Consider the following 22,797-nt stretch of genomic DNA (forward strand, 5'->3'; position numbering starts at 1 on the left):
CTGCCCCTCCGCACCAAAGGTAACGTCCGCACGTGAGCGCAACAGCCAAAACCCCGTTCTACATCACCACGGCCATCACCTACCCGAACGGTGTTCCGCACATCGGACATGCCTACGAGTACATCGCCACCGACGCCATGGCGCGCTTCAAACGGCTTGACGGCTTTGACGTGATGTTCCTGACGGGCACGGATGAGCACGGCATGAAGATTGCGCAGGCGGCCGAGAAGGAAGGCGTCACGCCCAAGGAGCTGGTGGACCGCAACGCGGAAGTCTACAAGTCTGCCCACGCCGCGCTGGGGATTACCTACGACCGCTTCATCCGGACCACGGACGCTGACCACTACGCCGCGTCGCAGGCCATCTGGAAGAAGATGGAAGCCAACGGCGATATCTACCTGTCCAAGTACGAGGGCTGGTATTCCGTCCGGGACGAGGCCTTCTACGTGGAGGACGACACCCTGGTCAAGGACGACGGCGTGCGGTACTCCAAGGAGACGGACACCGAGGTGACGTGGACGGCTGAGGAGAGCTACTTCTTCCGGCTGTCCTCCTACGAGGACCGCCTGCTGGCGCTGTACGAGGCCCAGCCGGAGTTCGGGGCACCGCAGTCCCGCTTCAACGAGGTCATCAGCTTCGTCAAGCGCGGCCTCGAAGACCTGTCGATCAGCCGCACCACGTTCGACTGGGGTGTCCCCGTCCCCGGCAACGACAAGCACGTCATGTACGTCTGGGTGGACGCGCTCACCAACTACCTGACCGGCGTCGGCTACCCGGACGTCGACTCGGAATCCTTCAAGAAGTTCTGGCCCGCCGATGTGCACGTGATCGGCAAGGACATCTCACGGTTCCACGCCATCTACTGGCCGGCGTTCCTGATGAGTGCCGGCATTGAGCTGCCCAAGCGCGTCATGATCCACGGCTTCCTGCACAACAACGGTGTGAAGATGTCCAAGTCGCTCGGCAACGTGGTGGCACCGGCAGACTTCGTGGCGCAGTACGGGCTGGACCAGGTACGGTTCTTCTTCCTCCGAGAGGTCCCGTTCGGCGCCGACGGCAGCTACAACCATGAGGCCATCGTGGGCCGCATGAACTCGGACCTGGCCAACAACTTCGGCAACCTGGCGCAGCGTTCGCTGTCCATGGTGGCCAAGAACTGCGAGGGCCGGGTCCCGGTTCCGGGTGCCTTCACGGCTGAAGACACCGCGATCCTGGCACAGGCCAACGGACTCCTGGAGACTGCCCGGACCGCCTTCGAAAAGCAGGAATTCAGCCGCGCACTCGAGGCCATCTGGGGCGTCCTGGGTGACACCAACGCCTACTTTGCAGAGCAGGCTCCCTGGGTACTGCGGAAGACCGACGTCGAACGCATGAACACCGTGCTGTACGTGACGCTGGAAGTGCTGCGCATCGTGGCTATCCTGGCCCAGCCAGTGATGCCCACCGCCACGGCCGCGCTGTTGGACACCTTGGGACAGCCCGACGGCGGATCCCGCCAGTATTCCGCGCTCACCACACCTATTGTCGCCGGAACTCCGCTGCCGGCTCCGGCGCCCGTCTTCCCCAAGTATGAGGAACCGGCCGAAGCCTAGGTATGTCGCTGCTGGCTACTTGCTGGTACGCGGACTGAGTACGGTTCCGGGGCCGGTCAGTAGGGCCCGCCTTGTAAGGCGCGTACTGAGTACTGGAGACATCCTGGTGTCCGTCTGTCTAGCCTTATCTGGTTAGCAAACTGATGATTCGCATCTGGGAGAACCGTCGCCCCGATGCTGTCCGTTTGCCTTTAGCCCTCCGTGTCGGGGATGGCGCCGTTCTTCCACCTGTCTGATCAGTTTGGACCAGACAATGGATGGAGACGGAAATGAAACGGATCCTTGCCGCTTTTGGTGTCGCGGGTCTTGCGCTATTGGGTGCCACTGCGCCGGCCACCGCGTCGCCTTCTGAGGACGAGAAAAAGATCACCATTTGCCACGCCACCGGCTCGGAAAGCAATCCCTACGTGCCGGTGACCATCAGCCTCAACGCTCTCAACGCCCACGTGGGCCACCAGCACGATGAGGACATCATTCCGGCCAACGACGGGAAAGTTCGTCCCGGAGGCCAGAACCTTGACAAGGCCAGCATCTGGAATGCAGGCTGCGCCGCACCAGGCGAGGGTAACGGCCGTGGCGATCACAAGATCAGCATCTGCCACGCCACCGGCTCGGACAAGAACCCGTACGTGTCGATTACGATCGCCCTGCAGGGGCTCAACGGCCACGCCAATGCCAACCACCAGCACTCTGAAGACATCATCCCGCCGAACAACGGCAGGGTGCTGCCTGCAGGCCTGAACTGGACGGCTGAGGGGCAGGCAACCTATAACAACGGTTGCGTTCCCACAACGGTGCCGCCAGTAGTGCCGCCTGTTGTTCCTCCGGTGGTCCCGCCTGTTGTTCCTCCGGTGACGCCGGGCGAAACTCCCAGTGGGGCAGTTGTGGGTACGCCGACGGGTCAAGGTGCCGTAGCTGCCAACAACCCTGGCTTCAATGTCCAGACTGCAATGGCAGGTTCGACTGACGTTTCCATCGCCCCCTGGGCCGCTGGCATCGTCGTGATGTTGCTCGCTGCAGCGGGAGTGGCTGCCCGCAGGACCCTGGCAGCCAGCGGTACCGTATCCCGGCCCCGGAAGGAATGACGCCGGCTACTGGCGCCCGCAGGGGCGCTGTTTGAATCACCGGCAGGCGCCGTGGCCGCAAGGGCACGGCGCCTGCCGGCAAACCAGGCAAATCCGACTCACAAGCGGGGTAACCATGGACAGCGATCGAAGGCTCTTCACCACCAAAAGCATCGTCTTTGTGGTGCTGTGCGGTGTGCTGGCCTACCTGGCGTTCGCGTTTCTGCCATTCCTGGCCGGGCCGGGACCGTCGCCGACCGTGACCGGGGTTGCTGTGCAGCCGACCACCCAGGCCCCAGCGCCGTCCACCCCCACGCCCTCCACGGACACCGGCGCCCCGGTCCCGGCGGGTCCGGCAGCGTCGCCGCCGCAGCGGCTGGTGTACCCGGCCGCAGACATCGATGTGGTGGTCCATCCGCTCGAACCCACGGGCGAGGACCAAGCCACCCAGACCATCGTGCCGCCCCCCACCATGGACGGCTACTGGCTGTTGCCCTACGGCGTGCCCGGAGTGGGCTCGGTCAATACCACGTACATCGCCGGGCACAGCTGGACGGACCGGGATGCGCCGTTCAACCGGCTGAGTACACACGCGGCGGCTGGTGACAGGCTGACCGTGGCCACAGCCACGGGCGAAGTGGCCTACCTGGTGGACTCGGTGACTAACTACGTCAAGTCCGGCCTCAAAGACAGCCCCATCTGGCAGGTGGCACCCCACAGGCTGGTCCTGATTTCCTGCTATACGGGTGATGCCTGGGGCACCAACGTGGTGGTGGTGGCCTCACCGGAGGACCCACTCCTCCGTCTCAGTAAATGAGACTGATTGTCCGGCATGCGGATGATCTAAATATTCTTGGAGCATGAGTGCATCCACGATCAATCTCGCTGTCATTCCCGGTGACGGCATTGGCCCAGAGGTCATTGCCGAGGCACTGAAAGTCCTCGAAAAGGCTGTCGCCGCTGAAGGCGTTGTCCTCGAGCAGACCCACTACCAGCTCGGTGCCGAGCACTGGCTGGCCACCGGCGAGACCCTTCCGGATGATGTCCTTGCCGACCTGCGTACACGGGACGCGATCCTCTTCGGTGCTGTCGGTGCCGCCCCCGGCGACACCCGGATTCCGTCCGGCATCATCGAGCGGGAGATGCTGCTCAAGCTCCGCTTCAGCCTGGACCACTACGTCAATCTGCGGCCGTCGCGGCTGTACGGAACAGTCGGGAGCCCGCTGGCCAATCCCGGCACCATCGATTTTATCGTCGTCCGTGAGGGAACCGAGGGTCCATATGTGGGCAACGGCGGCTCGCTTCGCACCGGCACACCCCACGAGGTGGCCACCGAGGTCTCACTGAACACGGCATATGGCGTGGAGCGCGTTGTCCGCGATGCCTTCCGCCGCGCCAGCGCCCGGGAACGCAAGCATGTGACCCTGGTGCACAAGCACAACGTCCTGGTCTACGCAGGCCACCTGTGGAAACGCACCGTCGAGGCGGTGGCCCAGGAATTCCCGGAGGTCACCCACGATTACCTGCATGTCGATGCGGCCACCATTTTTATGGTCACCGACCCCTCCCGCTTCGATGTCATTGTCACGGACAACCTCTTCGGCGACATCCTGACCGACCTCGCAGCAGCCATCACCGGCGGCATCGGGCTGGCGTCGTCCGGCAACATCAACATGGACCGCACCGCCCCGTCCATGTTTGAACCGGTCCACGGCTCGGCCCCGGATATCGCCGGACAGCAGAAGGCAGATCCCACCGCGGCCATCCTGTCGGCGGTGCTCCTGCTGGACCACCTCGGCTACACCGCCGCTGCCCGTAGGATCGAAGCTGCGGTGATCGCCGACGTCGAAACCCGCGACGGCGGCGCCCGCAGTACCAGCGCCGTCGGGGACGCCATCGCCGCAGCGCTCTAGGCCCGGCCGGAAGGTCCTGCCAACGGGCGTAAGCTTGTTTCGAATCACCAAATGCTGCCCTGCGGTTCAGTGTTGAACCACATTCAGAAGGCAGCCGATCGTGGAGGAACCATGACTCAGACCGCCCATGGCGTCGAATTTAACCAGCAGCTCTCGGCAACCCCGAAGTCAGCTGAAGAGCGTGCAGCCATCCTGGCCAACCCGGGATTTGGCAATTACTTCACCGACCACACCGCCGTCGTCGACTACAGCGTGGACGAGCAAGGCGAGGGTGGCTGGCACAACGCCCGCGTTGAGGCCTACGGACCCATCTCCCTGGACCCGTCTGCCGCGGTGCTGCACTACGGCCAGGAGATCTTCGAAGGCCTGAAGGCATACCGCCACGCTGACGGCTCAATCTGGACCTTCCGTCCGGAGGCCAACGCGGCCCGCCTGAACAAGTCGGCCCGACGCCTGGCCCTTCCGGAACTGCCCGAGGAATACTTCCTCGGCGCCATCCGGGAACTGGTGCAGGCGGACAAGGAATGGGTTCCCGGCGGTGACGGCGAGGCCCTGTACCTGCGCCCGTTCATGATCGCCACCGAGGCGTTCCTGGGTGTCCGGGCAGCGCGGGAGGTGTCCTTCCGAGTGATCGCATCGCCCGCCGGCAACTACTTCGGCGGCGAACTCAAGCCCGTTTCCATCTGGATCTCCCGCGAATACGCCCGCGCAGGCCGCGGCGGCACCGGTGCGGCCAAGTGCGGCGGCAACTACGCCGCCTCCCTGATCGCCCAGCAGGAAGCCGAAGCCAACGGCTGCAAGCAGGTGCTGTTCCTGGACCACTTCAACGATGACGCCGTGGAAGAGCTCGGCGGCATGAACGTTTTCTTCGTGATGAAGGACGGCTCACTGGCCACTCCCGCGCTCAGCGGGACCATCCTGGAAGGCGTGACCCGCTCCTCCGTGATGCAGGTTGCCAAGGACATGGGCCGTGAGGTGACGGAGCGCAAGATCACCCTTGATGAATGGCGCGACGGCGTGGCCTCCAGTGAGATCGCCGAGGTCTTCGCCTGCGGCACCGCAGCGGTGATCACCCCGATCGGTGTCCTCAAGGACACCACCGAATTCATCGGCTCCGAGGACGCGAAGGCGGGGGAGACCACCATGGCCATCCGCGAACAGCTCCTCGGCATCCAGACCGGAACCGTGCCGGATACCCACGGCTGGCTGACCCGCCTGGCCTAAGCACCACCTTCGCGCCCCGCGTTGCTGATTCCAGGCACCCTCAGCGGCGGGCGGCCTTCCGGGCAGCGTTCTTCAGGGCCTTGCGCGAGACCGGCTTCAGGGCTTTGCGTGCCGCTTCGTCGGCCAGGGCGCGGTTGCGGCGGGCATCGATGACGTCGTTCCAGAGTGCGGTGGCGAAGGCGCCGCCGTCCTGGGCGTAAACGTCGTAGGGGTAGTCAGCAAAGATGGACGGTATGGTGCCGCCGGCGGGCAGGTCCTTCCCTGTTACCTCGGCTACGGCGTCGGCAATAGCCCAGGTCCGGGTCAGGTGCCTGGTCAGGTTGTCCTGGACAAAGATATTCGCATCACTTGCTGCGGCTGCGCGCTTCAGGAGTGACTCCAACTCTCCGGCTACGGAACGGGACGCCACTTTTTCCACCAGCTGTGAACCCGACTTGAGGTCCTCGGCGAAAGCATCGACTTCCTCGCGCCAATCGGTGGTCTCACGGAACTTCCGCCACGTGGGAAACCAGACAATGGCGCCGGTCGCGTGGTTATGGATGTGCTGCAGGCCGCTGTTCTTCTCCGTCAGCGCGTGGTCGTGCCCCACGGCGTCGGCGCCGGACAACAGTTCAGACAACGAAATGGTGGGTGAAGTGCTCATGGTGGTGCCTGGCTGCTCTCTCTGGGCGGTGGGTACACCAGCCATAACCCGCCCCGGGGGTGCGGCTATTCCGTGCCGTCCTGATGCGAAGATGGTGCAGTGACCTCCACCTCGAGCGGCACTCCTCTCGCTGCCAGCCCACTGACGGCTTTCTTCCTGGCACCCAACCCCGGGCCCATGAGCCTGGACGGCACCAATTCGTACGTCATCTCCGCCCCCGGCGCCAGTACATCCGTGGTGGTGGATCCGGGTCCGGCGGACGAGGGCCACCTTCGCCGCCTCGCAGATGTGGGCCCAGTGGAACTCATTCTCGTGACGCATCGGCACGCCGACCACACGGCAGGCTCCCAGCGGCTCCATGAGCTCACCGGCGCCCCGGTCCGCGCCGCCGATCCCCGGCACTGCCACGGCGGCGGCGAGCCACTGCAGGACGGCGAAACCATCCAGGCGGCGGGAGTGGCGGTCCAGGTCCTGGCCACGCCGGGCCACACCTCCGACTCCCTCTGCTTCCACCTTCCGGACGACGGCCAGCACGGTTCCGTGCTGACCGGCGACACCATCCTGGGCCGCGGCACCACAATGCTGGACTACCCGGACGGCAGGCTGGGGGATTACCTCCGGTCCCTGGACCGGCTCGAAGCCCTTGGCCCGGCCACCGTCCTGCCGGCCCACGGGCCCGTACTTCCCTCCCTTGCAGCCGTCACCCACGCCTACCGCGAGCACCGGCACGAAAGGCTGGCGCAGATCCGCGCAGCGCTGGTCCTGCTTGGCGGGGACGCCGCGGTGGCGGCCGTGGCAGACGCCGTGTACGCCGACGTCGAACCTTCCGTCCGGCGGGCAGCCGAAATGTCGGTTGCCGCGCAGCTTGACTACCTCCGTGGGATGCCCGGCGCCTGACAGTAAGACGTGACGCAAGGGCAGGGCGGCCGCTCATGACGGTAGGCTAGCAACCATGCGTATTGCCAGGTTTGTAGTCGATTCTGATCCCCTCTACGGCGTTGTTGAAGGCGAGCCCGGCAGTGAGGAAATCACTGTCATCAACGGCGATCCCTTCTTCAATGGGGTGGAGCGCACCCATGTCAAGCACAAGCTCGAAGACGTCCGGCTCCTGGCGCCGATCATTCCCCGCAGCAAGGTGATCGGCGTGGGCCGCAACTTCGCCGAGCACGCCGCCGAGCTGGGCAACGAAGTCCCGCAGCAGCCGCTGCTGTTCCTGAAGCCGAACACCTCGGTCATCGGCCCGGGCGACCCTATTGTGCTGCCGGAATTCTCTGACGAAGTCTCTTTCGAAGCCGAGCTGTGTGTAGTCATCGGCCGGATCTGCAAGGACGTCCCGGAAGGCCGCGTGGACGACGTCATCTTCGGCTACACCTGCGGCAACGACCTCACCGCCCGCGATGTCCAGAAAACGGACCTGCAGTGGGCCCGTGCCAAGGGCTTCGACACGTCGGCACCGCTTGGACCCTGGATCGAGACCGAGCTGGACACCGAAGACCTGGCCATCAAGGGCTGGCTCAACGGCGAACTGCGCCAGGACGGCAGCACCAGCCAGATGATCCGCGGCGTCCGGGAAATCGTCTCAATCGTGTCCCACGCCTTCACCCTGCTTCCGGGCGACGTCATCATGACCGGCACCCCGGCGGGCGTTGACCTCGTCACCGCGGGGGACCGCTTTGACGTGGAGATCGAGGGCATCGGACGACTGTCCAACCCGGTGGTCCGCCGCTGACGGGTAAAGTTGGAACCACTATGACTACTGCCTCCGCGCTGAACCCTGCCGCCATCCCGTCCGTCACCGCCGACACCCCCGTCCGGGTGCGGTTCTGCCCGTCACCCACGGGCACGCCGCACGTTGGCCTGATCCGCACGGCGCTGTTTAACTGGGCCTATGCCAGGCACACCAAAGGCACCCTGGTCTTCCGCATCGAGGACACGGACTCGGCGCGGGACAGCGAAGAAAGCTACCACCAGCTGCTGGACGCGCTGAAGTGGTTGGGCATCACCTGGGACGAGGGTGTCGAAGTGGGCGGCCCGCACGAGCCGTACCGGCAGTCCCAGCGCAGCGACATCTATCAGGATGTCATCGCACGGCTGAAGGCCGGCGGCCACATTTACGAGTCCTACTCCACGCCCGCTGAAATCGAAGCCCGCCACCGTGCGGCCTCCCGGGACCCCAAGCTGGGTTATGACGGATTTGACCGGCACATCACCGAGGAACAACTGGCCCAGTACAAGGCCGAAGGCCGCCAGGCCGTGCTGCGCCTGCGGATGCCGGACGAGGACCTCACGTTCAAGGACCTTGTCCGTGGCGAGATCACGTTCAAGGCCGGCTCGGTGCCGGACTTCGCGGTGGTCCGTGCCAACGGCGCGCCGTTGTACACGCTGGTGAACCCCGTGGACGATGCCCTGATGGGAATCACGCACGTGCTTCGCGGCGAGGACCTGCTCAGCTCCACGCCCCGCCAGATCGCCCTGTACCGTGCCCTCTACGCCATCGGTGTGGCTGAGTACATGCCGGAGTTCGGCCACCTTCCCTACGTTATGGGCCAGGGCAACAAGAAGCTTTCCAAGCGCGACCCCGAATCCAGCCTGTTCCTGCACCGCGAACGCGGCTTCATCCCCGAGGGCCTGCTGAACTACCTGTCGCTGCTGGGCTGGTCGCTGAGCGCCGACGAGGACATCTTCACCGTCAAGCAGCTGGTGGAGCACTTCGACATCCACGATGTGCTGGCCAACCCGGCACGTTTTGACCTGAAAAAGGCAGAGGCCATCAACGGCACGCACGTCCGGCTGCTTGAGGCGGCCGATTTCCGTGCGCGCCTGGTGCCGTACCTCAGGGCCGCGGACCTGGTCGGAGAGATCCTCACGGACCGGGAGGAAGAGATCCTCACCGAGGCCGCCCCCCTCGTCCAGGAGCGGATCACCCTGCTGGGGGAGGCCCCGGAAATGCTCGCCTTCCTGTTCAAGGCCGACGACGCGATCGACGTCGCAGACGACGCCCGTAAGGGCCTGCCCGCCAACCTGACCGAAGTCCTCGACGCCGCCCTCGCCGCCCTTGAGCCTATTCAGGACTGGAACCCGGAGGAGATCCAGACGGCCCTGAAGCAGGCACTCGTGGAGGACCTCGGCCTGAAGCCGCGGCTGGCCTTCGGTCCTGTCCGCACGGCCATCTCCGGGCGCCGGATCTCGCCGCCGCTCTTCGAATCCATGGTGATCCTGGGCAAGGACTCGTCCCTGAGCCGGCTCCGCACCTTCCGCGGCTGATGTCTACCACCGGCACCACGGCTGACGGAGTCCTGAGCACACGCTTCGGGTCCATCCGGGGCGTCCTCTTCGACATCGACGACACCCTGGTGGACCTCGAATACGCCATGACCACCGCCCTGCGTGAGGTCAGCGAGCACCTCCTGCCCGGTCTGGACCAGACCGGGTGGGAGCGTTTCGGCAGGATCTTCACGCACGAGACCACGCACTACTACGACCGGTACCTGGCGGGGGAGCTGACCTTCAACGACCAGCGCCTCCTGCGGGGACGCGCCGCCCTGGGGCACTTCGGAGTGGATCTTGCCGACGGCGAAGAAGCGCACGGGTGGCTCTCGGCCTACGGCCGGCTGCAGCCCACGTATGTACGTGCCTTTGAGGACGTGCTGCCGCTCCTGGACCTGCTGGACGCTGCCGGCGTCCCCTACGGTGCCGTCAGTAACAACGTGCACGACTACCAGCGGGCCAAGCTCGACGGCGCCGGACTGGAACGCGTCCGCCGCCTGGTTGGTACGGACACGGTAGGCGTTGCCAAGCCCGAGCCGGCCATCTACCTCGAAGGAGTCCGCCTGCTGGGGACTGCACCGGAGGAGACGCTCTACGTTGGGGACAACAGAATGCTGGACGCAGACGGTTCGACGGCGGCGGGCCTGATAGGCGTCTGGCTCAACAGGGTGGGGGAGCCTGCGCCGGATTTCACCGGTCACAAGATCACCTCGCTGTCACAGCTGCTGGGCTGACCGGCCGCTTACTCCGCAGACTGCAGCCTTCGCCTGTTCCACAGCACCATGTAGATGCTCACGGATCCGAGCACCAGCACAGCAACCATGCCGAGAGCAACGGCGGTATCCGACTTCCCCACCATACTGGTGGGCGAGATGGCCGCTGCGCTGGAGTACAGGGTGTCCGTGCCAGCCGCAATCCGGGCATTGCCATCAGCAAGTTTCTGGACACCGGTGGCCAGCTCTGTCGATCCCGAGGCCAGCTTGGTGTTGCCTGTGGCCAGCTCCGAAGCGCCCGCAGCCAGTGCCTGGGAGCCGTGGAGCAGGCCAGGGTTTGACGGATCGGCCGGATCGCCCTTGATCCCGGCATTCAACGCACCGTGCCGTCCGCCAGCCGTGAGCTGCCCTCCGTAGTCTTGGCGACGGCTTTGATCAGGCCCGGGCGGTCGGCATTGCCAGGCACGCCGTCCATACCAGTGCGGATCTGGGACGTTCCGGCGGCCAGCAGTTCGGTACCCAGCACAACGCCGAGGTTGTTGGGATCGCGGCTGTTGAGCTTTCCACCCAGCGTGGCGAAGCCGGCGGTGAGACGCCCTGTTCCCGTGTGCAACTGTGCCGCTCCTTCATTGAGCTTCCCGGCACCAGCCTGCAGTTGCTGCGCCCCGGCGTCGAGCTTGTGGGCTCCAGCGGTGATCTTGGTGATCTTGTCCTTGACAACGGACAGTGGAACCAGCCCCTGAAGCGGGTCCGACGCTGCCGCTTCCAGCAGCTCAAGGGCCTGTGCCAAGGCCGCCGTGCCAGTGCCCGCCTCGGGGGAGTTGTTCGCTCCCCGGTAGCCTTTCAGCTGGGCCGTTCCGGCGGCCAGCTCGCCGGTTCCGGAGGCCAGACGGCCCGCACCTGCATTCAGCGCAGTCGCGCCGTCGGCCAGGTTGTTCTCGGCGTTTCCGGCGGCCGAAGGCGTCAGTGCCGCGGCGAGCTGGGTGGCTCCGGCGGCGAGCTTTCGGGCGCCATCGTCCACTTTGTACACGCCGGGCGCGAACTTGTTGTTGACGTCAGTTTCGATCTTGACAGCGCCAGCGGCGAGTTGGTCTGCACCGGACTGCAGTTTTTCAGCGCCCGGGGCCAGCTTCTCGCTGACACCCAGGGAGACTTTGTCGGCGCCGGAGGAGAGCTTGCCGGCACCGGTGTCTGCCAGGCCCGCGCCGGCCGCCAGCTGACCGGCGCCGTCCTTGAGCTGCTCAGCGCCGGCCGAGGCCTGGCCCGCACCGGCCGAGGCCTGGCCCGCACCGTCCATCAGCTTGGCCGATCCGTCGGTGATCCTGCCGGTGACCAGGGTGTAAAATCCAAGCAAAGCAATCAGCATCAGGGCCAGGACGGCGATGGCTAGCTGCTGTGCCCGGGTTCGGGTCTTGGTGGGCGCGGCGGCACGACTTTGTGTCACGGTGGGTCCTCTCGACGGTTTGCCGGCAGTGTGAAATCCGCCGGCCACCCACCTGGACCAGGGGCGGCAGTCCGGACGAAAATCTAAATTCCGAAGTGCCTGCAGCAAAGGCAGAGGGTGGTTACTCTCGGGTAACTTACCGAGAGTAAACTTATTCCGGGTGATCTGGCAAGGGGTTCGGACCTTGGGTCTTCGGTGCCGATTTGTGCCAGCCCAAAGTCTCGGGTAAAGTAATTTCTCGTGCTGAGGCGCACGGAGCAGGGCTTGAAGCCCGAAACTCCGGCCCGAAAGTATCATTGGGATATGGTGTAATTGGCAACACTACGGTTTCTGGTACCGTCATTCTAGGTTCGAGTCCTGGTATCCCAGCTCTGTTTGGTCGCAGGCTAACCGCGGCAAATCAGTGGTTTCAGATCGGTTCGCCGATTTGAAACGCGCGCTGAGTGTATGAAATACTCACTTAGCAAACCGGCCTGGCGCCGGTTGGAAGTGAAAACTTCCTGGAAGTACGCGGCCCCATCGTATAGCGGCCTAGTACGCTGCCCTCTCACGGCGGTAACGCGGGTTCGAATCCCGCTGGGGTCACCAACGAACGGTCCCGGGCATCAGCCCGGGGCCGTTTTTCGTTGTGGAGGCTGCGCTGCGGGATATAGGACAAAGCCGGGGCCCGGTGGAACAGCCGGCGCAACTGGCATGATGATCCTGTGACCTCCTCAGACGGGCTTCGTCCCACGCAGCCTCCGCCGCCTAAGCGCGCACCGCGAACCCAGCCGGGCCGGCCCGACGCGGCATCGGAGCCAGCCGTGGCCTTGCTTGAGGCCGTGCGTGGGGATCTGTCCGCCGTGTCGTTGCCGCTCGCCCTTGCGGACGTGGAACAGGCGCGCCAGGACACTCGGAACGCCGTCGCCCAGCTGGACGATTACATCCTGCCGCGGTACCGCAGCCTGGACGCGCCGCTGCTTGCCGTCGTCGGAGGTTCCACCGGTGCCGGCAAGTCAACGCTGGTGAACGCCTTGGTGGGGCACCCGGTCACACGCTCCGGGGCCATCAGGCCCACCACCCGGCAGCCAATTCTGCTGCACCACCCGGCCGATGCGGGCTGGTTCGAAGGCCACCGCGTGCTGCCCACCCTCAACCGGATCCGGGGCACCGTCTCCAGGGAACCCGTTCCGGCCAGCCGGGCCGGCGCAACACCCGATGCGGAAGCCATTTCCTCCCTGGTGCTGGTAGCGGACCAGGCTGTTCCGCAGGGGATCGCACTGCTTGACGCCCCCGACGTCGACTCTATTTCCGACGACAACCGCAGGCTCGCCGGTCAATTGCTGGCCGCCGCGGACCTCTGGGTTTTTGTGACCACCGCCAACCGCTACGCGGACGCGGTCCCGTGGAAGCTTCTCCTGGACGCGTCCTCGCGGGACATCATGGTGGCCGTGGTCCTGGACCGTGTGCCGGCGGAGGCGGAAGCCGAAGTCAGCGCCGACCTCCGCACATTGCTGCAGAAAGAAGGCCTCGGCGATGCCGGACTGTTCATTGTGCCGGAGACGGACCTGGACCATCTTGGCATGCTGCCAACGAGCGCCGTGGAGCCGCTGCGGCGCTGGCTGCAGGAACTTGCTGCCGACGCCGCTGGGCGGTCCGAAATTGCCCGCCGTACCCTCAACGGGACGGTGAAGGCGTTGGCCGGGCGGGTCGGTTCCGTGGCGCACGCGGTCCAGGGGCAGGAGCGTGCCGCGGCCTCGCTCCGTGCAGGCGCTGAGGCCGCCTATCGCGATGCCGGGGCCCGGATCCTGGACGCAACAAAGGACGGCGCCCTCCTCCGTGGCGAAGTACTGGCGCGCTGGCAGGACTTCGTTGGAACAGGGGAATTCTTCCGGGCGTTGGAGCAGAACATCGGACGGCTGCGGGACCGCGTGGGAGCGTTCTTCCGGGGCGAGCCGACGCCGGCCGTCCGGGTTGAGGCCGCCATCGAAACGGGGTTGCAGGCCGTCATCCTGGACGAGGCCGCCAATGCCGGCGAGGAAACCGACGAGCGGTGGCGCTCGGACCCGGCCGGCCGCGAGCTCCTGGGGACGGAGGATCTGTCCGGCACCAGCCCCGGCTTTGCCGATGCGGCCGCAGCGGAGATCAGGGCCTGGCAGGCCGGCCTGATGGAACTGATCCGCACGGAAGGGCAGGGCAAGCGCACGCAGGCCAGATGGCTTTCCTTCGGGATTAACGGGCTGGGTGCCGCACTGATGATCGTGGTGTTTTCCATGACAGCCGGCCTCACCGGGCTGGAGATCGGCGTCGCGGGCGGTACCGCCGTCGTCGGCCAGAAACTGCTCGAGGCAGTGTTCGGCGAAGACGCGGTCCGCCGACTTGCGAAGACCGCGCGGGATGACCTCCACGCCCGTTGCCAGCGGCTGCTGCAGGCAGAGCAGCAGAAATTCATCCAACGCCTGCCGGAGGGCGGCGCGGTCACCGGCCGGATCCTGACGGGCCACGCCGCTGCCCTGGCCCGGCTGGCGGACAAGGCATGAGCCGCCACAGCGTAGCCCGTGAAGCGTCGCAGCTGGACCGCAGGCTCGAAGCCCTCAACGATGCCCGCGAACTCGCCGAAGGCGTCTTACCGGATGCTGCACTCGAGGAGGTGTTCCAGCTCCTGGAACGCGCGAGCTCCCGGCGGTCACTGTCGGCTGATCACACCGTTGTTGGGTTCTTCGGTGCCACCGGCAGCGGAAAATCGTCACTCTTCAACGCGGTCAGCGGCGCTGAAATCGCGACGGCGGCCGCCCGCCGGCCCACAACGTCGGAACCTTTGGCTGGTGTCTGGGGAGCGGACGGCAGCGAGCCGTTGCTGGACTGGCTTGAGGTGGGCAACCGCCACCATGCGGAGCCCGTGGCAGGTTTCGCGGACGAGCGCACGGGGCTGATCCTGCTGGACCTGCCGGACTTCGACTCCACCAGGGCCGCGAACCGCGAGATCGTGGAGCGCATGGTTGGCCTGGTTGATGTCCTGGTCTGGGTACTGGATCCGCAAAAGTACGCCGATGCGGCGGTCCACAACGATTTCCTGGCGCCCCTGTCCGCGCATGGCGCCGTGACCCTGGTGGTCCTCAACCAGGTGGACCGCTTGCCCGAACGGGACGTGCAGCCTGTGCTGGAGTCCTTGAAAGGGATCCTTGCCCGCGACGGGCTGGGCAAGGTCCAGGTCCTGGGCGCATCCGCCCTGAAGGGCACCGGCGTGGACAAAGTCCGGAGTGCCATCCGACATGTTGTGGTGCAGCGCCAGGCGCTTTCACAGCGGCTGGCCGCTGACGTTTCACGGGCCTCCGGGCAACTCAGGGAAGCCGCCGGCGCCGGGGAAGCCGCCGGTGTCAGGCCGGCGTCGAGATCCCGGCTCACCGATGAGCTGGCAACGGCCGCCAACGTGCCCGTGGTGGTGGACGCAGTTGCGCGGTCCTACCGCATCGAGTCGACGCGCCGCACGGGGTGGCCGGTGACGCGGTGGCTGGTGCGGTTCCGGCCTGATCCGCTCCGCCGGCTCAATCTGAGAAGTTCTTCTCCGTCCCAACTTAACCGGACCTCGCTCCCGGCCGCGGGCGCCCCGGAACGCGCCCGGACGGATGCTGCTGTCCGTGAGTTTGCGGACGCGGCGAGTGCGGGCGCACCCGGACCGTGGCGTGCCGCGATCAGGGGTGCTGCCCGGGAGGGGCGGGAGGCGTTGCCGGATGCCTTGGACCAGGCCATCGCAGGCACGGACCTGATGGCGTCCCGGAAGTCCTGGTGGTGGGGCATGTTCAACGTGGTCCAGTGGCTCGCGCTGCTGACAGTCCTGGGCGGCCTGGGCTGGCTGGGTGTGCTGGCCGGGCTCGGCTATCTCCAGCTGCCCGTCCCCGAGGTTCCCAAGGTGGAGGGCTGGCCGGTGCCGACGCTGTTGATTGGCGGCGGTGTGGTGCTGGGGATCTTCCTGGCGCTGACTGGAAAATTCATTGGGTCAGGAGCCGCGAAGGCGCGCGCAGCCAGGGCCAGGAAACGGCTGCGGGCAGCGGTGGGCGAGGTTGCCCGGGACTTCGTAGTGGAGCCGGTTGAAATTGAGGTCAGCAGGCTCGCGTCCTTCAACGCCGCACTGAAGGTCGCGGGCGGAAACTAAGGTAGTTACACCAGTGCGGTTGCGGCGTCCCTGACCTTGATCAGCGTCCGCAGGTTCCGGGTGGTAGTGGTTGCCTTGAACCTGGCCTTGGACGAAATCTTGCTGAACGGGCTGTCCAACGTCCCGCCGGCCGGAGCCAGCCAGGCCAATGCCTCCGGGCCGAGGCGTTTCTGCTGGGTACCTTCAAAGGCTGCGCCGGCGGCTTCAAGCTCATTGAGCATGGCGGTGTCCGATGCCAGCGTGATGTAGGTGTGCGTTGCCTTGTCGTCTGCCGGATACGGGCAGGCCGCCACGAGTTCGGAGACCCGCCGTGCCGTGAGGACAACCACCCAGGCCTCGTAGCCGAAGGCGTCACGCAGGAACTTTTCAAAGGTCTGCTTGACCGCGGCAGGATCCTCGTCGCTGGCAAGCACCACATTGCCGCTGGCCAGCAGTGTCCTGACGTCCGCGAACCCCTGCGATGCAAGCGCAGTCTTGAGGTCCGCCATCTTGATGTTGATCCCGCCGACATTTATCCCGCGGAGGAAGACTGCGTAGCTGTTCATGCCGACAGCCTAGCCGGGGGGCAGCCAGGCCTGGACGGAGGCGAGCCTTCAGTCGTTGCCCTTGCGCAGGGCCTCGGTGAGGATCCGCGCGGCGTTGCAAACCACCTCGGCGTGGAGGCGGCCCGGCTGGCGGGTGAGCCGCTCGATGGGGCCGGAGATCGAGACCGCGGCGATCACGCGTCCGGACGGTCCCCGGACCGGTGCCGAGACTGAGGCGACCCCGGGCTCGCGTTCGCCGAGGCTCTGTCCCCAGCCCCGCCGTCGTACGCCTGCCAGCACGGTGGGCGTGAATCGGGCGGCCTGCAGGCCCTCGAGAAGCCGGTCGTGGTCTTCCCAGGCGAGCAGCACCTGGGCGGCGGAGCCGGCCTTCATGGAAAGCTTGGTGCCGACGGGGATGGTGTCGCGCAGGCCGATGGGGCGTTCCGCGGAGGCGACACAAATACGCCATTCGCCCTGGCGGCGGAAGATCTGGGAGCTTTCGCCGGTAGCGTCGCGCAGCTGCATCAGGACCGGCCCGGCAGAAGCGATGAGACGGTCCTCGCCGGCGGCGGAGGCCAGCTCCACCAGGCGGCTGCCGAGGACAAACCGGCCCTGGATGTCGCGGCTTACCAGCCGGTGATGGATCAGGGCCAGGGCGAGCCTGTGCACCGTGGGCCGGGCCAGGCCCGTGGCGGCCACCAACTGTGCCAGCGTGGTGGGGCCGGCCTCCAATGCATCAAGCACATGGGCCGCTTTATCAATGACACCGACTCCACTAGAATTGTCCATGTAATGATATTGCCGTCTCATTATCTGAGATGCAAATCTTTGGGCTGGCACAAAATGCAGCCCTGCTGGTTCAGTGGAACCAAACAGCCAAACAGCAGTGAAGGGAGATGGCCGTGGCAAAGACACTGGCCGAGAAAGTCTGGGACGCACATGTGGTGCGCAAAGGCGAGGGCGAAGGAGCCAATGCCCAGCCCGACCTCCTCTTCATTGACCTTCACCTTGTCCATGAGGTGACTTCTCCGCAGGCCTTCGAGGGCCTGCGCCTGGCCGGCCGCAAGCTGCGCCGCCCGGACCTCACCATCGCCACGGAGGACCACAACACTCCCACGCTGGACATCCACAAGCCCATTGCCGATCTCACCAGCCGCACGCAGATCCAGACGCTGCGCAACAACTGCGCGGAGTTCGGCGTCCGCCTGCACTCTCTCGGCGACGCGGAACAGGGCATTGTGCACGTGGTTGGCCCGCAGCTTGGCCTCACGCAGCCTGGCATGACCGTTGTCTGCGGTGACTCCCACACGTCCACCCATGGCGCGTTCGGTGCCCTGGCCATGGGCATCGGCACGTCCGAAGTGGAGCACGTCATGGCCACCCAGACGCTGTCCCTGAAGCCGTTCAAAACCATGGCCATCAACGTCGAAGGCACGCTGCGCCCGGGCGTTACCGCCAAGGACATCATCCTGGCCGTGATTGCCAAGATCGGCACCGGCGGAGGCCAGGGCTACGTCCTGGAATACCGCGGTTCCGCCATCCGCGCGCTGTCCATGGAAGCCCGCATGACCATCTGCAACATGTCCATCGAAGCCGGTGCCCGCGCCGGCCTGGTGGCCCCGGACCAGATCACCTACGACTACATGAATGGCCGCCCGCACGCGCCACAGGGCGCCGAGTGGGATGCCGCCGTCGAGTACTGGAACACGCTGAGGACCGACGACGACGCCACGTTCGACGTCGAGGTGGCCCTGGACGCCGACACGCTGGAGCCGTTCGTCACCTGGGGCACAAACCCAGGGCAGGGTGTTTCGCTTTCCGCCAAGGTGCCGTCCCCGGAGGACTTCGGCGACGAAAACGCCAAGGCTGCCGCCGAACGCGCCCTGCAGTACATGGGATTGACCGCCGGTACGCCCATGAAAGACATCCGGGTGGACACGGTCTTCCTGGGCTCCTGCACCAACTCGCGCATGGAGGACCTCCGGGCTGCTGCGGACATCATCCGCGGGCGCCAGAAGGACCCCAACATCCGGATGCTGGTGGTACCCGGTTCGGCCCGCGTGCGGCTGGAAGCAGAGGCCGAAGGCCTGGACAAGGTCTTCAAGGACTTCGGCGCCGAGTGGCGCTTCGCCGGCTGCTCGATGTGCCTGGGCATGAACCCGGACCAGCTCGAGGTGGGGGAGCGTTGCGCCTCGACGTCCAACCGTAACTTCGAAGGCCGGCAGGGCAAGGGCGGCCGCACCCACCTGGTCTCGCCTGTGGTGGCAGCGGCCACGGCCATCCGTGGCACCCTGAGTTCGCCGTCGGATCTCGATCCGGCCCCCGAATCCGCCGCCATCCGCACCGACGCAGCCTAGGAGGCCGCCATGGAAAAGTTCACCACCCACACCGGCATCGGCGTCCCGCTGCGCCAGAGCAACGTTGACACGGACCAGATCATCCCCGCGGTCTACCTCAAGCGGATCACCCGTACCGGCTTCGAGGACGCACTGTTCTCCGCCTGGCGCAAGGACCCGGCCTTTATCCTGAACCAGGCGCCGTTCAACGCCGGCTCCGTTCTGGTGGCGGGCCCGGATTTCGGTACCGGTTCGTCCCGTGAACACGCCGTCTGGGCTTTGAAGGACTACGGCTTCAAGACGGTCCTGTCTTCACGTTTCGCCGATATTTTCCGTGGGAACTCCGGCAAGCAGGGGCTGCTGGCCGCCGAGCTCGCCCAGGACGATATCGAGCTGATCTGGAAAGAACTGGAAAACGCACCAGGCACCCAAGTCTCCGTTGACCTCGTTTCAAAGACTGTTATCTGCGGCAGTATCGTCGCGCCTTTTGAAATCGACGATTACACACGCTGGCGCCTCCTGGAAGGCCTGGACGATATTGGCCTGACGCTCCAGCACGAAGAGGACATCACCGCCTTCGAGGCCACCCGTCCGGCCTTTATGCCCAAAACGCTTCCGGCCCGCCTTTCCTGAGCGGGAGCGCGGAATTTCCCGCCCCGGACGGAGCCGCCTGTACAGCGCCGCGCCGGAGGCTTTCGGCGCCCGTATTTCGGTTCGGTAACGCAACCTCCTATGCTTAGCTGGAGCCTTTGCAAGGATTTTGGGGCGAGTAATCGTAAGGAAACCGGTATATGAGTAGTGTTCTGACAATCCGCGGCGGAGTCCCGCTTACAGGCCGCGTCAGCGTCCGGGGAGCCAAAAACCTTGTTCCCAAGGCCATGGTGGCAGCATTACTGGGCAACGAGCCGTCGGTGTTGCGGAACGTTCCGGAGATCAAGGACGTCGAGGTTGTCACCTCGCTCCTGCAGCTGCACGGAGTGACGGTGGTCAAGGATCCCGTCAGCGGTGACCTCACCCTGGATCCGAAGGCGGCCAAAACCGCCCCGAGCACGGCGATCGATGCCCACGCCGGTGATTCGCGTATCCCCATCCTGCTCTGCGGACCCCTGATCCATGCGATCGGTGAGGCCTTCATTCCGGACCTTGGCGGCTGCAAGATCGGTGACCGGCCCATCGACTACCACCTGAACGTGCTCCGCCAGTTCGGCGCCGTGGTGGAAAAGCGCCCGGGCGGCATCCACATCTCTGCGCCCAAGGGCCTGCATGGCGCCAAGATCAATCTGCCCTACCCCTCGGTGGGTGCGACGGAGCAGGTGCTGCTCAGCGCCACCCGCGCCGAAGGGATCACGGAGCTTTCCGGCGCTGCCACGGAACCTGAGATCATCGACCTCATCGCAGTGCTGCAGAAGATGGGCGCCATCATAAGCGTCCAGACCGACCGGACCATCCGCATTGAAGGCGTCCGGGACCTGGGCGGCTACAACCACCGTGCCCTCTCGGACCGCAACGAATCGGCGTCGTGGGCTTCGGCAGCACTGGTGACCCGCGGTGACATCTTCGTCGAAGGCGCCTCGCAGCGGGACATGATGACGTTCCTGAATACCTACCGGAAGGTAGGCGGCGGCATGGACATCGGCGAGGACGGCATCCGCTTCTACCACCGGGGCGGCAAGCTCAACCCTCTGGTCCTGGAAACGGATGTGCACCCCGGCTTTATGACCGACTGGCAGCAGCCGCTGGTGGTGGCCCTGACCCAGGCCGAAGGCGTGTCGATCGTTCACGAGACCGTCTATGAAAACAGGTTCGGCTTCACCGACGCGCTCATCCGGATGGGCGCGAGCATCCAGGTGCACCGCGAGTGCCTGGGCAGCGTGCCGTGCCGCTTCGGCCAGCGCAACTTCCTCCACTCCGCCGTCATCTCCGGTCCCACCCAGCTCAAGGGCGCCGACATCGACGTACCGGACCTGCGTGGCGGCTTCAGCCACCTGATCGCGGCGCTGGCCGCTTCGGGCACGTCGCGCGTGACCGGGATCGACATCATCAACCGCGGCTACGAACGTTTCACCGAAAAGCTGTCCGGCCTCGGCGCCGACTTCGACATCACCTCGACAAAGTAGCGGTGGGTACGTGAAGGAAACGGCCAAGAGCCAGGCCACATTCGTTGTGGTCGCGGCCATAGTGCGCACGGTGCTGAACGCAATGATGAACAAGAAGTGGGAAGGCCTCGAGAACCTCCCCGCCGGCGGGTTTATTGCCGCGCCTAACCATTGCACGGAAATCGATCCGCTGATCGTGGGGCACATTCTCTACAACCAGAACCGCGCCCCGCACTTCCTGGCGAAGGCCGGGCTGTTCAAGGTTCCCGTCCTGGGCGCGGTCCTGCGGGCCACCCGGCAGATCCCGGTGGAACGCTCGACGGCGGGAGCGAACCGCTCGCTGCAGCTCGCCCAGGAGATTGTGGCGGACGGCGGGGCCATCATCATCTACCCCGAAGGCACACTCACCCGCGATCCCGCGCTGTGGCCGATGAAGGGCCACACCGGCGCTGCCCGCCTTGCCTTGGAAGGCGGCATTCCCGTGGTACCGATCGCGCACTGGGGCGCCCATGAGGTGTTCCCGCGTTATGCGAAGCGGTTCCACCTTTTCCCGCGCAGGACGTCCAGGGTGATGGTGGGCAAGCCCGTTGACCTCAGCCAGTTCATGGGCCGGCCACTGGACAAAGCAACGCTGACCGCGGCCACCGAGAAGATCATGGATGCCGTGACCGGTTTGCTGGCCGACATCCGCGGGGAGGAGCCGCCCGCTGAACGCTGGGACCCTTCCAAGCACAATCAAGCCACGCACGGTCGCTTCGTTGTGCGGGAAAATCCTGACGACGCTGCGGATGCCACCTGATGGCTGACGGAAGCCGTCAGGGTTCCGCCCGGTCTGTCGCCGTCCTGGGCGCCGGTTCCTGGGGTACCACGTTCGCCAAGATCCTCGCCGATGCGGCTCGGGCAGCGGGGGAACAGCGGAGCATCCGGATCTGGGGCCGACGCAGCGAAGTGGTGGAGCAGATCAACAGCACGCACCGAAACGTCCAGTACCTGAAGGACACAGAGCTGCCGCCCAGCATCACAGCGTCCACAGACGTCAGCGAGGTGCTGGCGGGCGCGGACCTGGTGGTCCTGGCCGTTCCTGCACAGTCACTGCGACTCCAGCTCCGTGAATGGAAGCCGCTGATCGCCGCTGACGCCGTGGTGGTGTCCCTGATGAAGGGCCTGGAGCTCGGCACGGACTCCCGGATGAGTGAGGTGATCAGCGACGAACTGGGGATTCCCAAGGACCGCATTGCCGTGGTTTCCGGTCCCAACCTGGCCATGGAGATCGCCCGGGAGGAACCGACTGCTTCTGTGGTGGCCTGTTCCGATGCGGCGGCCGCGGGCTGGATCGCGAGGAGCTGCACCGCACCGTACTTCCGTCCGTACACCACGGCGGATGTCGTCGGTGTGGAAATTGGCGGCATCGTCAAGAATGTCATAGCGCTGGCCGTGGGCATCTGTGAAGGTAAACAGATGGGGGACAACACCAAGGCCTCCGTGATCACCCGAGGCTTGGCCGAAACATCCAGGCTCGCCCTTGCCCTTGGTGGCGAGGCACGGACCATGGCCGGGCTGGCGGGCCTGGGGGATCTGGTGGCGACGTGTTCCTCGCCTCTGTCGCGAAACCATACGGCTGGCCGGTTGCTGGGCCAGGGACTCACTCTTGACGAGCTGGCACTGAAGATGACCCAAACAGCCGAAGGCATCAAATCCGGCCAGGCCGTGCACGAGCTAGCGGGGAAACTGGGCGTCGAGATGCCCATCACCGCCGCCGTCGTTGCCGTCCTGGCCGGCAAACTGTCCGTTGACCAACTGGGGCCGCTGCTGCTGGCCCGGGACCTGAAACCCGAAGGCGATTACTGAC

At 65.6% G+C, this 22,797-nt stretch carries 21 protein-coding genes and 2 tRNA genes; 18 read left to right on the forward strand and 5 right to left on the reverse strand.

What is annotated here, in order from left to right:
• Window positions 1–32 precede the first annotated feature (32 nt).
• From metG to NG698_RS11955, 5 genes are all read left to right on the forward strand, one after another.
• Window positions 33–1,592 carry a methionine--tRNA ligase gene (metG, locus tag NG698_RS11935; protein WP_252609925.1) on the forward strand — a complete coding sequence of 520 codons (1,560 nt, stop codon included), beginning with the start codon at window positions 33–35 and terminating at the stop codon, window positions 1,590–1,592.
• A gap of 269 nt (window positions 1,593–1,861) precedes the next feature.
• Window positions 1,862–2,677: a hypothetical protein gene (locus NG698_RS11940; protein WP_252609927.1), complete on the forward strand. Its 816-nt coding sequence runs from the start codon at window positions 1,862–1,864 to the stop codon at window positions 2,675–2,677.
• A gap of 115 nt (window positions 2,678–2,792) precedes the next feature.
• Window positions 2,793–3,473: a class F sortase gene (locus tag NG698_RS11945; RefSeq protein ID WP_252609929.1), complete on the forward strand. Its 681-nt coding sequence runs from the start codon at window positions 2,793–2,795 to the stop codon at window positions 3,471–3,473.
• A gap of 43 nt (window positions 3,474–3,516) precedes the next feature.
• Window positions 3,517–4,569 carry a 3-isopropylmalate dehydrogenase gene (locus NG698_RS11950; protein WP_252609931.1) on the forward strand — a complete coding sequence of 351 codons (1,053 nt, stop codon included), beginning with the start codon at window positions 3,517–3,519 and terminating at the stop codon, window positions 4,567–4,569.
• 111 nt (window positions 4,570–4,680) lie between these two features.
• A complete protein-coding gene (locus NG698_RS11955; protein WP_252601440.1) occupies window positions 4,681–5,793 on the forward strand; it encodes a branched-chain amino acid aminotransferase in 1,113 nt (370 codons plus the stop codon).
• 40 nt (window positions 5,794–5,833) lie between these two features.
• Here the strand turns inward: NG698_RS11955 and NG698_RS11960 are convergent, their stop codons facing one another.
• On the reverse strand, window positions 5,834–6,436 hold the full coding sequence (locus tag NG698_RS11960; RefSeq protein WP_252609933.1) for a hypothetical protein: 603 nt from the start codon (window positions 6,434–6,436) through the stop codon (window positions 5,834–5,836).
• A gap of 99 nt (window positions 6,437–6,535) precedes the next feature.
• Between NG698_RS11960 and NG698_RS11965 the strand changes: the two genes are divergently transcribed.
• Genes NG698_RS11965 through NG698_RS11980 form a run of 4 tightly spaced genes read left to right on the forward strand, consistent with a single transcriptional unit; the run spans window position 6,536 to window position 10,437 of the window.
• A complete protein-coding gene (locus tag NG698_RS11965) occupies window positions 6,536–7,333 on the forward strand; it encodes an MBL fold metallo-hydrolase (protein WP_252609935.1) in 798 nt (265 codons plus the stop codon).
• A 55-nt stretch (window positions 7,334–7,388) separates the two neighbouring features.
• The gene (locus tag NG698_RS11970; protein ID WP_252601432.1) at window positions 7,389–8,165 is read left to right on the forward strand and encodes a fumarylacetoacetate hydrolase family protein; all 777 of its coding nucleotides are present in this window, start codon (window positions 7,389–7,391) and stop codon (window positions 8,163–8,165) included.
• 20 nt (window positions 8,166–8,185) lie between these two features.
• The gene (gene gltX, locus NG698_RS11975; RefSeq protein ID WP_252609937.1) at window positions 8,186–9,700 is read left to right on the forward strand and encodes a glutamate--tRNA ligase; all 1,515 of its coding nucleotides are present in this window, start codon (window positions 8,186–8,188) and stop codon (window positions 9,698–9,700) included.
• The gene (locus tag NG698_RS11980) at window positions 9,700–10,437 is read left to right on the forward strand and encodes an HAD family hydrolase (RefSeq protein WP_252609938.1); all 738 of its coding nucleotides are present in this window, start codon (window positions 9,700–9,702) and stop codon (window positions 10,435–10,437) included. The genes gltX and NG698_RS11980 overlap by 1 nt, the downstream gene beginning before the upstream one ends.
• 8 nt (window positions 10,438–10,445) lie before the next feature.
• On the opposite strand, the gene NG698_RS11985 is transcribed toward NG698_RS11980, so the two are convergent.
• Together NG698_RS11985 and NG698_RS11990 are read right to left on the reverse strand one after the other, a co-directional pair.
• Window positions 10,446–10,793, reverse strand: a complete 348-nt coding sequence (locus NG698_RS11985) for a hypothetical protein (RefSeq protein ID WP_252609940.1) — start codon at window positions 10,791–10,793, stop codon at window positions 10,446–10,448.
• Complete coding sequence (locus NG698_RS11990; protein ID WP_252609942.1) at window positions 10,790–11,860, reverse strand: hypothetical protein; 1,071 nt, start codon at window positions 11,858–11,860, stop codon at window positions 10,790–10,792. The genes NG698_RS11985 and NG698_RS11990 overlap by 4 nt, the downstream gene beginning before the upstream one ends.
• A 297-nt stretch (window positions 11,861–12,157) precedes the next feature.
• On the opposite strand from NG698_RS11990, the gene NG698_RS11995 reads away from it, so the two are divergent.
• The 4 genes from NG698_RS11995 (at window position 12,158) to NG698_RS12010 (ending at window position 15,992) form a co-directional block, all read left to right on the forward strand.
• Window positions 12,158–12,229 (forward strand) — tRNA-Gln (locus tag NG698_RS11995).
• A 143-nt stretch (window positions 12,230–12,372) separates the two neighbouring features.
• Window positions 12,373–12,448: transfer RNA gene (locus NG698_RS12000), tRNA-Glu, on the forward strand.
• Between the two features lie 215 nt (window positions 12,449–12,663).
• Window positions 12,664–14,379: a dynamin family protein gene (locus NG698_RS12005; protein ID WP_252609944.1), complete on the forward strand. Its 1,716-nt coding sequence runs from the start codon at window positions 12,664–12,666 to the stop codon at window positions 14,377–14,379.
• Window positions 14,376–15,992: a GTPase gene (locus NG698_RS12010; RefSeq protein ID WP_252609951.1), complete on the forward strand. Its 1,617-nt coding sequence runs from the start codon at window positions 14,376–14,378 to the stop codon at window positions 15,990–15,992. The genes NG698_RS12005 and NG698_RS12010 overlap by 4 nt, the downstream gene beginning before the upstream one ends.
• 5 nt (window positions 15,993–15,997) lie before the next feature.
• On the opposite strand, the gene NG698_RS12015 is transcribed toward NG698_RS12010, so the two are convergent.
• On the reverse strand, window positions 15,998–16,537 hold the full coding sequence (locus NG698_RS12015) for a DUF1697 domain-containing protein (protein WP_252601415.1): 540 nt from the start codon (window positions 16,535–16,537) through the stop codon (window positions 15,998–16,000).
• Between the two features lie 48 nt (window positions 16,538–16,585).
• Window positions 16,586–17,305, reverse strand: a complete 720-nt coding sequence (locus tag NG698_RS12020) for an IclR family transcriptional regulator (protein ID WP_058932091.1) — start codon at window positions 17,303–17,305, stop codon at window positions 16,586–16,588.
• A gap of 113 nt (window positions 17,306–17,418) precedes the next feature.
• Between NG698_RS12020 and leuC the strand changes: the two genes are divergently transcribed.
• The 5 genes from leuC (at window position 17,419) to NG698_RS12045 (ending at window position 22,796) form a co-directional block, all read left to right on the forward strand.
• A complete protein-coding gene (gene leuC, locus NG698_RS12025; RefSeq protein ID WP_252609954.1) occupies window positions 17,419–18,873 on the forward strand; it encodes a 3-isopropylmalate dehydratase large subunit in 1,455 nt (484 codons plus the stop codon).
• A 9-nt stretch (window positions 18,874–18,882) separates the two neighbouring features.
• Entirely contained in the window at window positions 18,883–19,485 is a 603-nt protein-coding gene (leuD, locus tag NG698_RS12030; RefSeq protein ID WP_252609957.1) for a 3-isopropylmalate dehydratase small subunit, read from the forward strand.
• A gap of 158 nt (window positions 19,486–19,643) precedes the next feature.
• On the forward strand, window positions 19,644–20,969 hold the full coding sequence (gene murA, locus NG698_RS12035) for a UDP-N-acetylglucosamine 1-carboxyvinyltransferase (protein ID WP_056349177.1): 1,326 nt from the start codon (window positions 19,644–19,646) through the stop codon (window positions 20,967–20,969).
• 10 nt (window positions 20,970–20,979) lie between these two features.
• The gene (locus tag NG698_RS12040; RefSeq protein ID WP_058932093.1) at window positions 20,980–21,747 is read left to right on the forward strand and encodes a lysophospholipid acyltransferase family protein; all 768 of its coding nucleotides are present in this window, start codon (window positions 20,980–20,982) and stop codon (window positions 21,745–21,747) included.
• A complete protein-coding gene (locus NG698_RS12045) occupies window positions 21,747–22,796 on the forward strand; it encodes an NAD(P)H-dependent glycerol-3-phosphate dehydrogenase (protein WP_252609961.1) in 1,050 nt (349 codons plus the stop codon). The genes NG698_RS12040 and NG698_RS12045 overlap by 1 nt, the downstream gene beginning before the upstream one ends.
• Window position 22,797: the final 1 nt, after the last annotated feature.

It is taken from the genome of Pseudarthrobacter raffinosi, from assembly GCF_023913735.1.
In the GTDB taxonomy this organism is placed as follows: Bacteria; Actinomycetota; Actinomycetes; order Actinomycetales; family Micrococcaceae; genus Arthrobacter; species Arthrobacter raffinosi.

Coding starts and splice junctions, on each gene's coding strand:
- NG698_RS11970 (WP_252601432.1), top strand. CDS start 7,389: ATGCGTATTGCCAGGTTTGTAGTCGATTCTGATCCCCTCTACGGCGTT.
- NG698_RS12020 (WP_058932091.1), bottom strand. CDS start 17,305: ATGGACAATTCTAGTGGAGTCGGTGTCATTGATAAAGCGGCCCATGTG.
- leuD (WP_252609957.1), top strand. CDS start 18,883: ATGGAAAAGTTCACCACCCACACCGGCATCGGCGTCCCGCTGCGCCAG.
- NG698_RS11960 (WP_252609933.1), bottom strand. CDS start 6,436: ATGAGCACTTCACCCACCATTTCGTTGTCTGAACTGTTGTCCGGCGCC.
- NG698_RS11950 (WP_252609931.1), top strand. CDS start 3,517: ATGAGTGCATCCACGATCAATCTCGCTGTCATTCCCGGTGACGGCATT.
- NG698_RS12045 (WP_252609961.1), top strand. CDS start 21,747: ATGGCTGACGGAAGCCGTCAGGGTTCCGCCCGGTCTGTCGCCGTCCTG.
- NG698_RS11955 (WP_252601440.1), top strand. CDS start 4,681: ATGACTCAGACCGCCCATGGCGTCGAATTTAACCAGCAGCTCTCGGCA.
- NG698_RS11980 (WP_252609938.1), top strand. CDS start 9,700: ATGTCTACCACCGGCACCACGGCTGACGGAGTCCTGAGCACACGCTTC.
- murA (WP_056349177.1), top strand. CDS start 19,644: ATGAGTAGTGTTCTGACAATCCGCGGCGGAGTCCCGCTTACAGGCCGC.
- NG698_RS11940 (WP_252609927.1), top strand. CDS start 1,862: ATGAAACGGATCCTTGCCGCTTTTGGTGTCGCGGGTCTTGCGCTATTG.
- NG698_RS11945 (WP_252609929.1), top strand. CDS start 2,793: ATGGACAGCGATCGAAGGCTCTTCACCACCAAAAGCATCGTCTTTGTG.
- NG698_RS12010 (WP_252609951.1), top strand. CDS start 14,376: ATGAGCCGCCACAGCGTAGCCCGTGAAGCGTCGCAGCTGGACCGCAGG.
- NG698_RS12015 (WP_252601415.1), bottom strand. CDS start 16,537: ATGAACAGCTACGCAGTCTTCCTCCGCGGGATAAATGTCGGCGGGATC.
- gltX (WP_252609937.1), top strand. CDS start 8,186: ATGACTACTGCCTCCGCGCTGAACCCTGCCGCCATCCCGTCCGTCACC.